This is a genomic window from Mycobacterium xenopi, from assembly GCF_009936235.1.
GTDB classification, from domain to species: Bacteria; Actinomycetota; Actinomycetes; order Mycobacteriales; family Mycobacteriaceae; genus Mycobacterium; species Mycobacterium xenopi.
Genome location: NZ_AP022314.1, coordinates 3,849,483 through 3,866,084, shown reverse-complemented (window position 1 = coordinate 3,866,084; position 16,602 = coordinate 3,849,483). Strand labels below are relative to the sequence as shown.

General features: G+C 64.8%; 14 protein-coding genes, 2 pseudogenes and 1 riboswitch. Of the genes and pseudogenes, 8 read left to right on the top strand and 8 right to left on the bottom strand.

Features of this window, described 5'->3' with window-relative positions; translation table 11 throughout:
* The first annotated feature begins 32 nt into the window (after nt 1-32).
* Nucleotides 33-890: a bifunctional methylenetetrahydrofolate dehydrogenase/methenyltetrahydrofolate cyclohydrolase gene (locus MYXE_RS18365; protein WP_085197237.1), complete on the top strand. Its 858-nt coding sequence runs from the start codon at nt 33-35 to the stop codon at nt 888-890.
* Complete coding sequence (locus tag MYXE_RS18360; RefSeq protein WP_003919205.1) at nt 877-1,170, top strand: DUF3017 domain-containing protein; 294 nt, start codon at nt 877-879, stop codon at nt 1,168-1,170. Before MYXE_RS18365 ends, MYXE_RS18360 begins: the two co-directional genes overlap by 14 nt.
* On the opposite strand, the gene MYXE_RS18355 is transcribed toward MYXE_RS18360, so the two are convergent.
* From MYXE_RS18355 to MYXE_RS18340, 4 genes are all read right to left on the bottom strand, one after another.
* Nucleotides 1,167-1,535, bottom strand: a complete 369-nt coding sequence (locus MYXE_RS18355) for a DUF732 domain-containing protein (RefSeq protein ID WP_003919204.1) — start codon at nt 1,533-1,535, stop codon at nt 1,167-1,169. The genes MYXE_RS18360 and MYXE_RS18355 overlap by 4 nt on opposite strands.
* A gap of 160 nt (nt 1,536-1,695) precedes the next feature.
* Nucleotides 1,696-4,470 (bottom strand): MMPL/RND family transporter, encoded by a 2,775-nt coding sequence (locus tag MYXE_RS18350; protein ID WP_003919203.1) that lies wholly within the window; start codon nt 4,468-4,470, stop codon nt 1,696-1,698.
* 35 nt (nt 4,471-4,505) lie between these two features.
* The gene (locus MYXE_RS18345; protein ID WP_003919202.1) at nt 4,506-4,949 is read right to left on the bottom strand and encodes an MmpS family transport accessory protein; all 444 of its coding nucleotides are present in this window, start codon (nt 4,947-4,949) and stop codon (nt 4,506-4,508) included.
* Nucleotides 4,950-5,141: 192 nt separating this feature from the next.
* Nucleotides 5,142-5,567, bottom strand: coding sequence for a hypothetical protein (locus MYXE_RS18340; protein ID WP_085197234.1), 426 nt, complete (start codon nt 5,565-5,567; stop codon nt 5,142-5,144).
* A 207-nt stretch (nt 5,568-5,774) separates the two neighbouring features.
* Between MYXE_RS18340 and MYXE_RS18335 the strand changes: the two genes are divergently transcribed.
* Nucleotides 5,775-7,211 carry an FAD-binding oxidoreductase gene (locus tag MYXE_RS18335; protein WP_085197232.1) on the top strand — a complete coding sequence of 479 codons (1,437 nt, stop codon included), beginning with the start codon at nt 5,775-5,777 and terminating at the stop codon, nt 7,209-7,211.
* 127 nt (nt 7,212-7,338) lie between these two features.
* On the opposite strand, the pseudogene MYXE_RS18330 reads toward MYXE_RS18335, so the two are convergent.
* Both MYXE_RS18330 and metX read right to left on the bottom strand, forming a co-directional pair.
* Nucleotides 7,339-8,072 (bottom strand): annotated as a pseudogene (locus tag MYXE_RS18330) (methyltransferase domain-containing protein).
* Nucleotides 8,069-9,202: a homoserine O-acetyltransferase MetX gene (metX, locus tag MYXE_RS18325; RefSeq protein WP_003919198.1), complete on the bottom strand. Its 1,134-nt coding sequence runs from the start codon at nt 9,200-9,202 to the stop codon at nt 8,069-8,071. Before metX ends, MYXE_RS18330 begins: the two are co-directional and overlap by 4 nt.
* Nucleotides 9,203-9,506: 304 nt before the next feature.
* Nucleotides 9,507-9,626, bottom strand: a riboswitch (SAM riboswitch).
* A 209-nt stretch (nt 9,627-9,835) separates the two neighbouring features.
* On the opposite strand from metX, the gene MYXE_RS18320 reads away from it, so the two are divergent.
* On the top strand, nt 9,836-11,065 hold the full coding sequence (locus MYXE_RS18320) for an NADP-dependent isocitrate dehydrogenase (protein WP_003919197.1): 1,230 nt from the start codon (nt 9,836-9,838) through the stop codon (nt 11,063-11,065).
* Here MYXE_RS18320 and MYXE_RS18315 read toward each other — a convergent pair.
* Nucleotides 11,055-11,888: an alpha/beta fold hydrolase gene (locus MYXE_RS18315; RefSeq protein ID WP_003919196.1), complete on the bottom strand. Its 834-nt coding sequence runs from the start codon at nt 11,886-11,888 to the stop codon at nt 11,055-11,057. The two genes, MYXE_RS18320 and MYXE_RS18315, sit on opposite strands and share 11 nt — an antisense overlap.
* An 81-nt stretch (nt 11,889-11,969) precedes the next feature.
* Between MYXE_RS18315 and trpS the strand changes: the two genes are divergently transcribed.
* The 4 genes from trpS (at nt 11,970) to MYXE_RS18295 (ending at nt 15,345) form a co-directional block, all read left to right on the top strand.
* Nucleotides 11,970-12,989 (top strand): tryptophan--tRNA ligase, encoded by a 1,020-nt coding sequence (gene trpS, locus MYXE_RS18310; RefSeq protein WP_003919195.1) that lies wholly within the window; start codon nt 11,970-11,972, stop codon nt 12,987-12,989.
* A 5-nt stretch (nt 12,990-12,994) separates the two neighbouring features.
* Nucleotides 12,995-14,023 (top strand): inner membrane protein YhjD, encoded by a 1,029-nt coding sequence (gene yhjD / locus MYXE_RS18305; protein WP_003919194.1) that lies wholly within the window; start codon nt 12,995-12,997, stop codon nt 14,021-14,023.
* A gap of 93 nt (nt 14,024-14,116) precedes the next feature.
* Complete coding sequence (locus MYXE_RS18300) at nt 14,117-14,977, top strand: SCO6745 family protein (protein WP_003919193.1); 861 nt, start codon at nt 14,117-14,119, stop codon at nt 14,975-14,977.
* A gap of 152 nt (nt 14,978-15,129) precedes the next feature.
* Nucleotides 15,130-15,345 (top strand): hypothetical protein, encoded by a 216-nt coding sequence (locus MYXE_RS18295; protein WP_003919192.1) that lies wholly within the window; start codon nt 15,130-15,132, stop codon nt 15,343-15,345.
* Here the strand turns inward: MYXE_RS18295 and nagA are convergent.
* A pseudogene (nagA, locus tag MYXE_RS18290) lies at nt 15,342-16,483 on the bottom strand (N-acetylglucosamine-6-phosphate deacetylase). The gene MYXE_RS18295 and the pseudogene nagA overlap by 4 nt on opposite strands.
* Nucleotides 16,484-16,602: the final 119 nt, after the last annotated feature.

Here is a 16,602-nt window from a genome sequence, read left to right as displayed (position 1 = left end):
GCAGCGTACGCTGGCGTGCCAGACTGTCAGGCGTGGGCGCGATCAGGCTGGACGGCAAGACAACACGCGACGAGATCTTCATCGACCTCAAGCAGCGGGTGGCGGCGTTGACCGCAGCTGGCCGCACCCCGGGATTGGGCACGATCCTCGTTGGCGACGATCCGGGGTCACACGCCTACGTCCGGGGCAAGCATTCCGATTCCAACAAGGTGGGCATCACGTCGATTCGCCGCGACCTGCCGGCCGACATCAGCCAGGCCAAGCTTGACGAGACCATCGACGAACTGAACGCTAACCCCGACTGCACCGGTTACATCGTGCAGTTGCCGCTGCCCAAGCACCTCGACGAGAACGCGGCGTTGGAGCGCGTCGACCCGGCGAAGGATGTCGACGGTCTGCACCCGACGAACCTGGGCCGGCTGGTGCTCGGCACCCCGGCCCCGTTGCCGTGCACCGCGCGCGGCATCGTGCACCTGCTGCGGCGCTACGACGTGCCGATCGCGGGTGCCCACGCGGTCGTCATCGGCCGGGGTGTGACGGTCGGCCGCCCGTTGGGTCTGCTGCTCACCCGCCGCACCGAAAACGCCACAGTTACCTTGTGCCACACGGCAACTCGCGACCTAGCTGCGCTGACCCGGCAGGCCGATATCATCGTCGCCGCCGTCGGTGTGCCCCACCTGGTGACCGCGGACATGGTCCGCCCCGGTGCGGCGGTCATCGACGTCGGGGTCAGCCGCACCGAGGACGGGCTGATCGGTGACGTGCACCCGGATGTCTGGGAGGTCGCCGGCCATGTGTCGCCCAATCCCGGTGGCGTCGGCCCGCTGACGCGGGCGTTCTTGTTGACCAACGTTGTCGAATTGGCGGAGGCCGCGCGTGACCGTGCGTGACCACACCCGAAGGATCGTGGCCGCACAGTGGCCCATTCTGGCGGTGGTACTGATCTTTGTCGCGGCATTTACGTTGGCGGGCTTGAACTTCTGGCGACGCGGCGCATTGCTGATCGGCATCGGTGTCGGCGTGGCCGCGGTTTTGCGGCTGCTTCTGCCCGACGAGCGGGCAGGGTTATTAGCGGTGCGCAGCAAAGGGATTGACTTCATCGCACTGGTAACCGTCAGTGCGTCGATGTGCTATATTGCCGCGACGATCGATCCTCTGGGAACGCGTTAGATACCTGGCATGCCAGGCAATTGCGGCAGGTTCGGCAGGTTGCCGTTGGCGATTGATGCCATCATCGACGGGCAATACATCGATATCGCGATGCTGGTGAACATCTGCGCCATCGCCGGCGACATGCCGTTCTGGCCGGTGATGCCCGACGCGGCCGAGGCGAACGTCCCACCTGGCTGGGCCAGCATGGGACAGACGGACTGGCCCAGTGTGACGGCGGCTCCGGGATCGCCGTAGTTGACACCAGAATTGTTCAGCGCCGACAGAAATTGCTCGTCAACCGAATTCGCCTGGACGGGTGCCGCCACCGCACCGGCCGCCACGACCAGGCCTACCCACGTCAGCGCTATCCGCACCCGCCGCATCCGCTGCTCCTCACGTGTTCGACACTGCACTGAACAGTGCTGCACTGCCATCACATCCGCGACACGATGGGGTAAAGGTTTGCCCACGGATTATGCCGAGGTGCGCTGTAGCGGCGATGCCTGACGCTTGTCTGCTGGGGCCGAAGCCTCGGTGACACTTTCATCGCTGGGGTAGCGGGCGGGAACGCACCAGTGTCGGCCACCAGAACCATGGTCCGAGGATGCGCAGGATGCACGGCACGACGAAGGAACGCACGATCAACGTGTCGAGCAGCAGGCCGATGCATACTGTCGAACCCACCTGACCGATGGTTCGCAGATCGCTGGTGAGCATCGCCAGCATGGTGAACGCGAACACCAGACCCGCGGACGTCACCACGCCGCCCGTGCTGCCCAGGGCGCGGATAAGACCGGTGTGTATTCCCGCGTGCAGCTCCTCTTTGACCCGGACCGTCAACAGTAGGTTGTAGTCCGAACCCACCGCCACCAGGATGATGAACGTGAGCGGCAGTACCAGCCAGTGCAAGGGAAGGCCGATGAGGTGCTGCCAGACCAGTATGGAAAGCCCGAACGCCCCAGCATACGAGAAAGCCACCGTACCCGGAATCACCAAGGCGGCCATAAGACTTCGCGTGAGAAACAACATGATCAAGAAGATCAGCACGAAGGCCGCGATCGCCACAATCAGCAGATCCGATGCGGCGTATTCCTTGATGTCCTTATCGTTGGAGGCGGACCCGCCGATGTAGACTCTCGCGCCGGCCAGCGAGGTCTCCTTCAAGATCGTCGTTATGGCCGTGGGGAACGCGTTGACATGTTCCACGCCTTCCGGGCCCAGGGCGTTGCCCTCATGGGTGACGATGAAGCGCGCGGCCTTGCCATCTGGCGACATCAAAAGCTGCATACCGGTTTTGACGTCGTCGTTGTCGAAACCTTCTCTCGGGATGTAGAAGAAGTCATCGCTTCGGGATCGGTCGAAGTCGAGCCCGACATTGACCAGGTCGTCGAATGTCTGGTCTGTCTGAGCCGATTGCAACGAAGACTGTCCGTAGCTGTTGACCAAGAGCGCGGCCAAAGCCTCCGAATCATCGGCCGTGAGCTTCAACTGCATGATTACTTGCGGCAAGAGCTTGTCCAGGGTCTCGAGAGAGGTTCGGGCGTCTTTGATGTCAGCAGCCAGGTGGTCGATGTTGTCCAGCCCATCGAAGAGCGATCTGAATGCCCAGCAAATTGGGATGTCGAAACAGTGCCGCTCCCAATAGAAATAGCTCTTGATCGGCCGGAAGAAATCATCGACATTCGAGATCTCCTCATTCATCTCATCGGTGATTCGTTGCAGGTCTTCGACGGTGAGGGCTGTCTTGTGCAGCTCGTCCGACATGCGTTGGAACACGACAATCTCTTTCCGCAAGACCGCGGCGCTGTGCTGCGTGATCTGCGCTTGCTGGTCGGTATTGGCGTTTTGCTGCTTGTTGAACGGGAGCTGTTGCCCGTTTCCGCTGCCCTGCGTGGTGAACAAGTAGGGGAGGGTGGCGTGTTCCAAGGGTCGCCCCAAAGGCCTGGTGATGCTTTGCACCATCGCGACGCCGGGAAGACGGATGAGACTTTTGGCCACTCGGTCTAAGGAGATGAAGTCAGCGGAGTTTCGCATGTCGTGATCCGTCTCGACCATCAGCATCTCGGAGAACAGTTTGCTCTTCGGGAAGTGCCGGTCCGCGGCCGCGAAACCCTGATTGGCGGGGGCATCATGAGGCTGGTAGGCACGGTCGTCGTAGTTTTGCCGGTACGTCGGCACGAACACCGCCCCGAACAGGACAGCGGCGGCACTGGCCGCAAGGATCGGCACCGGCCAGCGCACCACGCTCGCCCCGATCCGCCGATACAACGTCGCCCGGGCCGTGCTCCTCGGGTCGAAGAGCCCGAACAGGCTGCCCACGGTCAATATCGCCGGGCCTAGCGTGAGCGCTGCCGCGATGGTGAACAGCATGGCGATGCCAACGGCCGGTCCCATGGTGTGGAAGTAGTTGAGCCGTGCGAAAGTCAAGCAATAACATGCCCCTGCGATGGTCAGCCCCGAGCCGACGATGATGGGCGTGACACCCTTGTATGCGATGTAGAAGGCGTCCTCCCGGCTTTCGCCGGCCTGTCGCGCCTCGTGATAGCGGCCCAATAAGAAGATGCCGTAATCGGTCCCCGCTCCCAGCGTCAACGCGACGACGATGTTCACGGCGAATGAGGACAGTTCGATGTAGCCGAAATGCCCGAGTGTTGCGATCACGCCCTTGGCGACCAGCATCTCGATCACGACTGCGAGCAGGGGCACCAGCACGTTGCTGATGGAGCGGTACACCAGCAGCAGCATCGCGATGATGAGGAAAATCACCGCGATCGTGATGTTGTTCAGGCTCGAATTGGCGATGGCCACGGTGTCCGACGCGAGGGGTGCCGCGCCGCTGACGTAGACCTTGAGGCCTGGCGGCGGCGTGTCCTTGGCGACGATGTCCCGAACGGCGGCAACGGATCTATTCGCTTTCATTTGGCCGATATCGCCCGCGAGCCGCAACAGCACGTAGGCGGCCTTGCCGTCCACGCTCTGCGCCCCCGCCGCGGTGATCGGCTTGCCCCACAGGTCCATGACGTATTGCACGTGCTCGGGGTCACCCTTGAGCCGGCGGACCAAATCGTCGTAATAGCGATGGTCTACGCCACCCAACGGGCGGTCGGCTTCCAACACAACCATGGTCAAATTCGTGGAATCGGACTCGTGGAACTTCTCGCCGATGCGCAGCAGCGCCCGCTGTGACGGCGCGTAGTGCGGCACCATTGGGCCCGCGAGTTCTTCTGCGACCCTCTCGACCTGCGGCATGAATGTGTTCGTCGACACGGCCAAAAGCGCCCAGAAGGCGATGATCGGTATCGCGAGGACGCGCACCATCCTGGGGACAAACGGTCGTTGAGCCCGGTGCCCGCTCATGCGGATTTCACCCGGCACATGACGTGCGCGTCCTCATGGGTATCGGACTGTTCATCGCGGACAATGCCATTCACCAGCATGCGGCAGCCGAGTTGACCACCGTGAACCTGCGCCGAGATGCTGCCGGACACCACTGTGAGCGTCGTCGTCTCCGTGTGCGACCACGGCAGGGCCGTCAGATCAACCCGATGCGGATGGCCGTCGATGTCCAGGTAGACGAGCATCCCGCCGTCGCCGAGGGAACCGAACAACTCGTACGTGAGCTGCTTGGGTGTGGACTGCTCGGGTGCGGCCGGGCCGTTGACCGTGATGACGGGCGGCGGGGTTGAAAACTGGTGCACCTTCCACATGCCCACCGCACCTCCGGCGAGTGCAACGACGGCCACCACAGGCATCCAGACTCCTGCCAGCACGGTCCTACCGACTGAACGACGGCTCACTCGGTCACCCCTCGATGCTCGGTCCGCACATCATGTCCGGCCGCTCTGGTGCTCAGGCCACATGCAGATAGTAGACGGTAATGTATCTAATTCACGTTTGATCTGCACAGACTATCGGTACGCCAGCCGGAACGCGACCGCGAGCACCCCGGTCCCATCTGCCGGTGACCGCACGGCATGCGTAGCGGCGCTTCATGCCATCTTTTGGAGGTGCCGTTTCAACCGCGCGCTGCGGAGAAGCTGCATTGTGAAGTTTATGGAGGCCAGCATGGGAAATACCCCGAGAAATGTTCGCTCCGAGGGCGTGGCTCCGTGCAACTGGTAGAGACTGGCGAACACATAGAAGCAGCCCAGCATGAACAAAGCACCAGGGATGCAGTAGGCCATCAAAGAGCTGCGATCGGCAACGATTTGTTTCGCGAAATCCAGCTCCTCCTTCGAGATTGGTTCACGTTTGCGCACCTTACCCAAAACCGTGTTGGCGCTGCGGATTTCTTCGCTGATCGGACTCGATGGCCGGTCCTGCAACCGTTTTACGAACACAGCGGCAACGGCGGCCAACATCAACGTAAGCACCAGGGAAAGTAATGTCAGGAACCCGAATAACCCCGAATCCATCGTTTCGCTCCTTCGCTCCGCTGTCGAATTCGGCGCCACGCAGCTGCGATGCTGTCTGAACGCTACCGCATTCAGGATCTCTGCACCTCGCCCGACCAGCGGGTATAACGGTTTGCGCACGTTTCAGGCGACACCTCGCGCGACAGCGCGGTTTGGTCGTCACGTGGCTGAGAATGCGGGACATGACCCAACCGCGGGAGCCCGACGGTGGCGCATGAGATCTCCCGACAGACGTTTTTGCGGGGTGCCGCCGGGGCATTGGTCGCCGGTGCAGTGTTCGGTTCGGTTCGGGCCACCGCGGCTCCCAACCCCTCGGGCTGGGAAGGCCTTTCGGCGGCCCTGGGCGGGCATGTGGTGCTGCCCGATGGCGGTGCCCAATTCGCCACGGCCAAACAGGTTTTCAACACGAACTACAACGGCTTGACACCGGCGGCGATCGTGGTGGTCAGCTCGCTAGCCGACGTGCAGAAGGCAATGGCATTCGCTGCTGCGCACAACGTCAAGGTAGCTCCGCGCAGCGGTGGGCACTCCTATATCGGGGCGTCGACCGCCAACGGCACCATGGTGGTGGACCTGCGTCAGCTGCCGGGAGGAATCAATTTCGACCCCGCCACCGGATACGTCACGGTAACGCCAGCCACCGATTTGTATGCACTGCACCAGGCGCTGGCCGGGGCCAGCCGGGGTATCCCGACCGGCACCTGCCCGTCGGTCGGCGCCGCCGGGCATGCCCTGGGCGGCGGGCTGGGCGCGCATTCCCGTCATGCGGGCCTGATGTGTGACGCCTTGACGTCGGCGTCGCTGGTGCTGCCCGGCGGACAGGCGGTCACCGTGTCTGCCACCAGCAACCCCGACCTGTTCTGGGCATTGCGCGGCGGCGGGGGCGGCAACTTCGGGGTGACGACGTCACTGACTTTTGCCACGTTTCCCACCGGGGACGTCGACGCGGTGAACCTCATTTTCCCGGCGCAGGCGTTCGCCCAGGTGCTCGTCGGTTGGCAGAACTGGCTGCGCACCGCCGACCGAAGCAGCTGGGCACTGGCCGACGCCACCGCCGAGGCAACCGGTACGCACTGTCGTATCCTCGCGACCGGTCCCGCCGGCTCGGGTAGCAGCGTGCAGGGCGCTATCGTCAAAGCCGTTGGGGTGCAACCGAGCGGTGTCGAAACCCATACGCTCAGCTACTTAGACCTGGTGAGGTATCTGGCTGTCGGGAACCTCAACCCGTCGCCGCTCGGGTATGTCGGGGGATCCGACGTATTTCCGGCGATCACCCCGGCCGCCGCCCAGGGGATCGCCTCGGCCTTCGATGCCTTTCCTCGTGGCGCGGGCCGCATGTTGACGATCATGCACGCGCTCGACGGCGCCCTGGCTGACGTGGCGCCGGGCGCCTCGGCCTTTCCCTGGCGAAGGCAGTCAGCGTTGGTGCAGTGGTACGTCGAGACATCCGACGTGCCAGCGGCCACCCGCTGGCTTGACGTGGCACATCAAGCGGTACAACCGTATTCGGTCGGCGGCTACGTCAACTACCTTGAGGCCAACCAGCCGGCGTCGCGGTACTTCGGCTCGAATCTAGCCCGGCTGACGGCCGTGCGGCAGAAGTACGATCCCGGCCGGGTCATGTTCTCCGGGTTGAGCTTCTGACCGCTGATCGCGCATCCCTGCGCCGAACCGGGAACGCCCGCTCACCTGGATCGCGGCCAACCCGGCATCAACCTCTTCCACCACTTCGAGAAGCTGATGCGCGATGGGGTGACGACGACGAAGACGACTAGCTTGACAGCGTAGCCCGCACGCACACCGTGATGTACGGCAGCGCAAGACCGTTGTTGTTGGCCAGCGCCGGGTGGGTGGCCAGCAGCTCGCGCACCCGATCCAGGGTCTTGGTACGCACATCGGCCGGCGAGGTGATGCAATAGCTGCGCGATGCCACCAAGTCGATAAGTGCTTGCGGTGTCAGGTAATTCGTCCACTCGACGCGGTGGCGTTCCAAGTCGGTGAACGGGTGGGGCAGCATGACACGCTCGCTGACCGGGTCGGCGTCGCTGCCGATGATCCGGCCGAGTTCACGCACCCAGCCCAGCCTCTCATCGCGGGTGTTCCACACCAGACCCAGCCGCCCGCCCGGCCGCAGCACCCGGATCACCTCGGGGATCGCGCGCGCGGGGTCGAACCAATGCCAGGCCTGTGCGACTAGAACGGCATCAACGCTGTTGTCCGGCAACGGTATTTCTTCTGCGGTGCCCAACAGCGCGGGGGTGTCCGGCAGCGACTTGCGCAACACGTCGAGCATTTCGGGGATTGGGTCGACAGCCACCACGTCGAGCCCGCGTTCGACGAGCCGGGTCGTCAGCTTGCCGGTGCCTGCACCCAAGTCGAGCACATCGTGGGCCCCCGTCGGCAGCAGCCAGTCGATCGCCTCGGGCGGATATGAGGGCGGCCCCGCTCGTAGGCGGCCGCCTCCGAGCCGAACGACAGCGAGCGGTCTTGCCGGGAGCGGGTCACCGCGGCCGCGCGCCTTCAGCCAACTCGAGGGTGCGCCGGATCAACTTGCCGACGGCTTCGGATTCCACCAGAAAGCCGTCATGGCCGTAGATCGAATCGACAACCTGCAACTCGGTGCAGCCAGGCAACAGCTCGGCCAGTTCCTCCTGCAGACGAAGCGGGTACAACCGGTCTGAGGTAATCCCGGCGACCACCACCGGCACCGGGCACCCGCGCAGCGCGGCCGCGACTCCGCCGCGGCCGCGGCCGACGTCGTGGCTGTTCAGTGCCTCGGTGAGCACGACATAGCTGCCGGCGTCGAAGCGTGACACCAGCTTGCTGCCCTGATGTTCGAGGTAACTCTGCACTGCGTAGCGGCCGCCCGCAGCCGGATCTTCCTCGCCCTGAGCATCATTGGCGAACCGCGTATCCAACTCGACTTCGCCGCGATAGGTCAGGTGCGCGAAACGACGGGCGATCTCCAGCCCAGCCACCGGTTCGCGGCCGGTGTCGTAGTAGTCACCGCCCTGCCAGTTCGGGTCGGCCTTGATAGCCGCAATCTGGGTGCTCTGGGTGCCGATTTGGTCGGCGGTGGCCCGCGCGCTGACCGCCAGCAGCAGCGCCGATCCGACCTGGTCGGGGTGGCTCACGATCCATTCCAGAGCCCGCGCCCCTCCCATCGACCCGCCCAAAACCGCGGCGACCTCGGTGATGCCCAGTGCCGCCAGCGCAGCCACATCGGCTTCCACCTGGTCGCGCACCGTGATCTTCGGAAACCGTGAGCCCCAGGGCTTTCCGTCACGGGCGAGTGAGCTGGGCCCGGTGGAGCCGCGGCAGCCGCCCAGCACATTGGTGGCAATCGCACACCAACGGTTGGTGTCGATCGGCGCGCCGGGCCCGGCCACGCCGTCCCACCAACCCGGGGTCGGATGCCCTGGCCCCGCGGGTCCGGTGATGTGCGAATCACCCGTCAGCGCATGCAACACCACCACGACGTTGTCACGCGCTGGCGACAGTTCGCCCCAGCGTTGCACCGCGATACAGACGTCATCGATCACCGCACCGCTTTCCAGCCTCAGTGAACCGATGTCGACCAACCCCACCTCGCCTTCGGCGGGCAGTCGCTGGGTCGGCACGTCGGAGATCGTCACCTCAGACCTCCTCGCACGTGCCGCACTGTGTCGGGCGTTGGCGATGCGGGTGTTGATCCTGCCCGGGGGCCGCGGCGTGCGCGGTGTCGTCGATCCCGGTGCTGCTATCAGGATGATTTGCGAAGCTCACGTGGCATCTTTCTGGTGGAAGTCGGAAGGTGTGCGTCGTTGTCGCAGTCGCGTGGGACGTCATCAGCGATGACGTCTGCCAGCAGCAGAGGGTTAGCGACGACGGCACATGATGGGCCAGCCCAAATGGGTACGCATCAGGTATCCCTGTCTACTCAGGGGGCCCGTCATGGCGGACCCGCGCTTGCCGCGTAGCCGGTGATGGCTACTCAACCTGGTCATCACCCGGGGCACCCCACCGCGGTTGGAGGGTTGCCGGCCAGCAAGCCGGGGCTTGGCGCTGGCGCTCATGACCGATAGGAAGCCTATCGTATTAGGCCGATCCCATGCCAGCGAGCCGGGCCAATCCCGGGGTCGAAGCTACCGACGAGTAGGAATGACGGCTGCTAGCCGCCCGAATCGCGCCTTGTAGTCTGGCCTGACGAGCGGCTGACCGCTATGGCCCCTGCCATCCGTATGCGCCCACAAGGCGCCAATCATTTGCGTAGGAGGAGTCGGACTCACATGTCCAGCGCACCCAAGATCAAGGTCGAAGGCACGGTAGTCGAGCTCGACGGTGACGAGATGACCCGCGTCATCTGGAAGTGGATCAAAGACTTGCTGATCTTTCCGCACCTCGACATCAACCTGGACTACTACGACCTGGGCATTGAGCACCGCGATGCCACCGACGACCAAGTGACGATCGACGCGGCCTACGCCATCAAAAAGCACGGTGTGGGCGTCAAGTGCGCGACGATCACGCCCGACGAGGCCCGCGTCAAGGAGTTCAACCTCAAGGCCATGTGGTCATCGCCTAACGGGACGATCCGAAACATTTTGGGCGGCACGATATTCCGCGAACCGATCATCATCTCGAATGTTCCGCGGCTGGTACCGGGCTGGACCAAGCCGATCGTCATCGGTCGTCATGCGTTCGGTGACCAGTACCGGGCAGCGAATTTCAAGGTGGATCGGCCTGGCACGGTGTCGCTGACGTTCACTCCCGAGGACGGCGGCGAGCCGATCGTGCACGAGCTGGTGAGGATCCCCGAGGACGGCGGTGTCGTGATGGGGATGTACAACTTCCGCGAGTCGATCCAGGATTTCGCGCGGGCGTCGTTCGCCTACGGGCTGCAAGAGAACTACCCGGTGTATCTGTCGACCAAGAACACCATTCTCAAGGCCTACGACGGCATGTTCAAAGACGAGTTCCAGCGCATCTACGACGAGGAATTCAAAGACCAGTTCGAAGCCGCCGGGCTGACCTACGAGCATCGGCTGATCGACGATATGGTTGCCGCCTGCCTGAAGTGGGAGGGCGGCTATGTGTGGGCCTGCAAGAACTACGACGGCGATGTCCAGTCCGACACGGTCGCGCAGGGCTACGGCTCACTGGGGCTGATGACCTCGGTGCTGATGACGGCCGACGGCAAGACGGTGGAGGCCGAAGCCGCCCACGGCACCGTCACCCGCCACTATCGCCAGTACCAGCAGGGCAAGCCCACCTCCACCAATCCGATCGCCTCGATCTTCGCCTGGACGCGCGGGCTGCAGCACCGCGGCAAGCTGGACAACACCCCCGAGGTCATCGACTTCGCGCAAAAGCTGGAAGACGTCGTGATTTCCACGGTCGAAGGCGGGCAGATGACCAAAGACCTGGCCATCCTCATCGGGCCGGAACAGCCGTGGCAGAACAGCGAGGAGTTCCTCGGCTCGATCGCCGACAACCTGGAAAAGGCGCTCAAGAGCTGATCGCCCGGATCGGTGGGCTGTACTCCTCGAGGAAGTCGGTGATGACCTCGGTGATTCGGCCCGGCGCCTCGAACATCGGGATATGCCCGAGGCCCTCGAGTGTGGTCATTTTGGTTTCCGGGGGCAGATAGGTGGTGAAGTACCGGCTGTACCGGCGCGGGGGAAAGACGCGGTCTTTCTCACAGAGCACCAGATGCGTGGGTACCGCGGTGTGCGCGAGATCCAGCAGGCCGGGTAGCAGCAGCGCCTTCACCAACAACTGGAAATACGCCGGGCAGTGCGCCACGTCATCGATGACGTCTACTAGCTCCTTCTCGCTGACTCCCTCTGGCGTTCCGCTGATCGCCAACGTGGCCAGTCGTCGGCTGAACGGCAGCCGCAGCGCCCGCGGCCCCAGCCACCGGGCCGCTGCCCACATCGGCATGCCGAAAACGAATTTGGCGATTACCAGGAATTTCCCGGGGCTCCATCGCGTCCAGCCGCCCGCCGGCGCGATCGCGGTGACCGTCCGCGCACGGCCGCGGCTCTCGAGTTCGAACGCCACCCAACCGCCCAGCGAGTTGCCGACGATGTGGGCAGTGTTCCACCCCAGTTCGTCGAGTTGACGCTCTACGTGGTCGGCCAGCACCTCCGAGCTCAAGAACCAGGTGCCCGAGCGAGGCCCGCCATTGTGCCCGGCCATGGTCGGGGCGAACACCTCGTAGCGGTCGGTGTCGGCCAATTGCTGGGCCACCGTCTGCCACACCGCCTGCGACATCAGGAACGGGTGCAGCAGCAGGACCGGTTCACCGGACCCGAGGTGGATGGGCTCGCGAGTCATCATGCCCGCGACACTAAGTTGATACCAGCGGTACCGCAAGCGTGGGGGAGGGGGCTGGTGGCGGCGTGACAAGATCGAGTCATCATGAGCACCGCAACCCCAACCCGCCGGGTCTTCTCCGGTGTGCAGCCCACCTCGGATTCGCTTCACCTTGGTAACGCGCTGGGGGCGATCAAACGCTGGGCGGCGCTGCAGGACGACTACGACCCGTTTTTCTGCGTCGTGGATTTGCACGCGATCACCGTCCCCCAGGACCCGGAGGTGTTGCGGCACCGCACGCTGGTCACCGCAGCGCAGTACCTGGCGTTGGGTATCGACCCGGTCCGCAGCACGATCTTCGTGCAAAGCCATGTGCCCGCCCATACGCAACTGGCTTGGGTGCTGGGCTGTTTCACGGGTTTCGGTCAGGCGTCGCGGATGACGCAGTTCAAAGACAAGTCGACGCGCCAGGGCGCCGAGTCGACGACCGTGGGGTTATTCACCTACCCGGTGCTGCAGGCCGCCGACGTGCTGGCCTACGACACCGAGCTGGTCCCGGTCGGTGAGGACCAGCGCCAGCACCTCGAGCTGGCGCGTGACGTCGCGCAGCGGTTCAACAGCCGGTTCCCGGATACCTTCGTCGTGCCCGAGCTGCTGATTCCGAAAGTCACCGCCAAGATCTACGACCTGCAGGATCCGTCGGCGAAAATGAGCAAGTCGGCGGCCACCGACGCCGGGTTGATCAATCTGCTCGACGATCCCGCCTTGTCCGCCAAGAAGATTCGCTCAGCCGTGACGGACAGTGAACGGGAGATCCGCTACGATCCCGATGCCAAGCCGGGCGTGTCCAATCTGCTGTGCATTCAGTCGGCGGTCACCGACGTAAGCATCGACGCACTCGTCGCGCACTATGCCGGGCACGGCTACGGCGACCTGAAGAAGGACACCGCGGAGGCCGTCGCTGAATTCGTGACACCCATCCGCAAGCGGGTCGAGGAGTTGATGGGTGACACCGGCGAACTGGAGGCAATACTGGCCGCCGGCGCGGCGCGCGCCCAGGATGTGGCCGGCAAAACCGTCCAGCGGGTCTATGACCGGCTCGGCTTTCTCCCGCAACGGCCATAGGCAGCATGAGCGCAGCGGCCAAGCCAGCTATCCTTGACCGGCTGCGGGCCCGATACGGGTGGTTGGACCACGCCATGCGGGCCAACGAGCGCTACAGCGAGCGCAGGGGCAGCTTCTTCGCGGCGGGCCTCACCTACTACACGATCCTTTCGCTGTTCCCGCTGCTGATGGTGGGTTTCGCGGTCGGCGGCTTTCTGCTGGCGCGTCAGCCCGAGTTGCTGGCCGAGATCGAGGACCGAATCAGGACTTCGGTATCCGGCAACTTCGGTAAGCAACTAGTCAAGCTGATGAACTCGGCGATCGCGTCGCGCGGGTCGGTCGGCCTCATCGGCCTGGCGGGTTCGGCGTGGGCGGGCTTGAATTGGATGGCGAACCTGCGCGAAGCGCTCACTGCGATGTGGGCCGAGCAAGCTGCGTCGTCGGGGTTCGTCCGGACCAAGTTGTCCGATCTGGTGGCGATGGTGTCGGCGTTTGTGGCGATCGCCGCCACCATCGCGCTGACCGCGCTGGCCGATGCCGCGCCGATGGCCAGGGTGCTGGGTTGGTTGGGTCTGCATTACGTCCTGGCGCTGGACATTGTCTTGCGCGGGATTTCGCTGCTGATGTCGTTGTTGGTGTCGTGGCTGCTGTTCACCTGGATGATCGCTCGGCTGCCACGCGAGCCGGTCAGTGTCGCGATCTCGATGCGGGCCGGCCTGCTTGCGGCCATCGGGTTTGAAGTGTTCAAACTGATCGGCTCGCTCTACTTGCGGTCGGTGTTGCGCAGCCCCGCCGGCGCCGCGTTCGGGCCGGTATTGGGTTTGATGCTGTTCGCCTACATCACTGCGCGCCTGGTTCTGTTCGCCACGGCGTGGGCGGCAACGTCACCGGAAAACCTGCGTGCGGCACCGGTGTCGCCGCCTTCCCCGGCGCTCATCGCCCCGCGGGTGCAGGTCGACGAAGGTCTGAGCGCCCGTCAGGCATTGGCCGCTGTCGCGGTGGGAGCCGTTGGTGCGCTGGGGCTTTCGCGGCTTGCCCGGCGGCGTAACCGGTGAGGGCCCGCTCTACGGGCCGGATTGCTCGTAGTAACGCCGTCACTCGCCGGTGACCCTGAGGGCCGCGGAAGCGGCGGGTGGTTAACTGCAGTAATGCAACGGACACCTGAGCTTGCCCGCCGGTTCTACGACCGCTTCGAACCGGTCCATGCGGTCACCTACTTCGCGCCCGAGGCGCGGGCAGCGCTCGACGGACTCGGGTATCGAGGATTCTGGATGGGCTACTTCGCCGCTCGATCGGCTCCGCTGGGCCCCGTGCCCCCACAGGTGGTGACCGCGGTCTTCTACAACTTCGCACCGTGGCGGGTCGCCAAAGCGCTTCCCGCCGCCTGGGAAATCGCCGATCCGCAGCTCGCGTTGCGTGCTCGGGAAACCTCCGCCGTGGCCGCGCTGCGGCGATACGGAGTGACCGACGACGAAAACGTCCGCACCGCAGCCCAACTGGCGGCGAAGGCGGTCCAACACGCACCTGTTGACGGCCGGCCACTGTTCGCGGCGAATCTCGCCCTGCCGTGGCCGGCGGAGCCGTTGGCCGCGCTGTGGCATGCGACCACACTGCTTCGTGAGCACCGCGGCGACGGTCACGTCGCGGTGCTGGCCGCCGCCGGGGTCTCCGGCCGGGAGTCCAATGTGGTGCATGCGGCGGCCGGTGCGGTACCCCGGGATTACATTGCGCGCACCCGTCATTACGACGACGCCGAGTGGCGCGGTTGCGAAGACAGCCTGGCCGCGCGTGGCCTGCTCACTGCCGACGGGTCGCTGACCGCCGCCGGCCGCAAGCTCAAAGAACACATCGAAGTCAGCACCGACACGCTGGCACTGCGGGCATTGGAGAGACTCGACGACGGCGAGATCGAGGCGCTGCTGGCGGCATTGACCCCGATTGCACGCAAGGTCATCGCGGGCGGCGACCTACCTTCCACCACGCCGATGGCGCTGCGGCGCGATTTTTAGTCGCCGCTCAGCCCACCAGCTTCAGGCCCACGACGCAGCCGATGACGCCGGCAATCAGCACCACCTTGACCGGTGGCGCGGCTTCGCCGCCGGTCAGCATGGGGTACAGTGTCGGAAACCCTGTGCCGCCATGGAAGTCAAGCCTCGACGCAATGTGCGACGCACTCGACCTGGAGGGAACGGCGCTGCCTCTACTCACCCGCCGCCGCAACGAAGACTGTCTGTCCGATGAGGTGTATGCGGCAGTTCCGTTCCCGGAGCGTCAGCTGCTTGCGCTGGCCCATTCCCTTATTGCCCGCAGTGTCATCGACGAGGCCGCGCTTGCCGAACGCATGGCCGTAGTGCGAGCGCGGCTGGAAGGGCATTAGCTCTCACTTACCCAGTCGCCGTTGGCCATGACGGCCTGCACCTGCAATTCTTGATTGAGCACAACGAGATTGGCGTCCAGTCCGCTGCGCAAACTACCCACATGGCCGAACCCCAGTGCACGCGCCGGGGTAGTGGACGCCATCCTCACGGCGGCGGCCAGTCCCTGGTCTGGGTCAGAAGCCAGCGCAGCCACGGTGCGAAAGAGCCGATCCATCGTCGCCGTGCTGCCGGCCAGCGTGGCGGTTCCATGCACGCGCGCCACGCCGGCGACGACGTCGAGCCGCTGGGGTCCAAACCGAAACGACCCGTCGGGGCAGCCCGCCGCCGCGGCGGCATCGGTGACCAGGGCGACGCGGTCGGGTCCGGCGGCCTCGATCACGGCCTGGACCAGCGCGGGATGGACGTGAACGCCGTCGGCGATCAGCTCGAGCGTTACCCGCGGATCCTGCAGCAGCGCCAAGACAGGGCCCGGCTCGCGGTGGTGCAGCGGGCGCATCGCATTGAACAGATGCGTGCCGACCGTCACACCCTCGGCGATTGCCCTGCTGGTCTGCTCATAAGTCGCATCTGTATGACCAACGGCCACAACCACTTCCGCGTCCCTGAAGCGCCTGATCGCTGCGGTGCTCCCCGGAAGTTCCGGTGCCAGCGTCACCATCCGTATCGCGCCGCCGCCGCCGCAAGCACGGCGTCGATCTCGACGACCTCCGGGTTGCGCAGCTGCGCGGGATCGTGTGCTCCGCAGCGCGCCCGGCTCAGCCACGGCCCTTCCACGTGGATGCCGGCGATGACACCTGCCCGGGTGGCCTCGGCGAGGTCGCCTACCGCGGCCAGCAACTCCGCAGGCCCGGCAGTAACCAGGCTGGCCAGCGTCGTGGTGGTGCCATGCCGCAGATGAAAAGCGGCGGCGGCGGCGATCTCGTCACTGCGCCCGTCGGTGTACCAGGCGCCACCCCCGCCGTGCACATGCATATCGACGAACCCCGGCACCACCACCGCGTCGGGAAGATCGACGTCCGCCGGCCGCGGCGGTATACCCGGGCCGCACTCGCTGATCCGACGGCCCGAGATCGCCAACCACCCGGGCCTGCAGACTTTGCCATCGAGAACCGTTGTGCCAGCGCAGATTACGTTCACAGTGTCGTGTCCAACTCCAAAGTTTGTCACCGCCGGGCGACACCCGGCTGCCCAGTAGACTAGAGCGCTCGACCGCCAAAAGGTCGCCGGGAACGAGATTTGTCGCAAGTGCTCCGGTG

Bases quoted from the DNA above. Each gene is read 5' to 3' on its own strand.
- MYXE_RS18355 (WP_003919204.1), bottom strand. From the start codon at position 1,535: ATGCGGCGGGTGCGGATAGCGCTGACGTGGGTAGGCCTGGTCGTGGCG.
- MYXE_RS18350 (WP_003919203.1), bottom strand. From the start codon at position 4,470: ATGGTGCGCGTCCTCGCGATACCGATCATCGCCTTCTGGGCGCTTTTG.
- MYXE_RS18340 (WP_085197234.1), bottom strand. From the start codon at position 5,567: ATGGATTCGGGGTTATTCGGGTTCCTGACATTACTTTCCCTGGTGCTT.
- MYXE_RS18320 (WP_003919197.1), top strand. From the start codon at position 9,836: ATGTCCAGCGCACCCAAGATCAAGGTCGAAGGCACGGTAGTCGAGCTC.
- MYXE_RS18315 (WP_003919196.1), bottom strand. From the start codon at position 11,888: ATGATGACTCGCGAGCCCATCCACCTCGGGTCCGGTGAACCGGTCCTG.
- trpS (WP_003919195.1), top strand. From the start codon at position 11,970: ATGAGCACCGCAACCCCAACCCGCCGGGTCTTCTCCGGTGTGCAGCCC.
- yhjD (WP_003919194.1), top strand. From the start codon at position 12,995: ATGAGCGCAGCGGCCAAGCCAGCTATCCTTGACCGGCTGCGGGCCCGA.
- MYXE_RS18300 (WP_003919193.1), top strand. From the start codon at position 14,117: ATGCAACGGACACCTGAGCTTGCCCGCCGGTTCTACGACCGCTTCGAA.
- MYXE_RS18295 (WP_003919192.1), top strand. From the start codon at position 15,130: ATGTGCGACGCACTCGACCTGGAGGGAACGGCGCTGCCTCTACTCACC.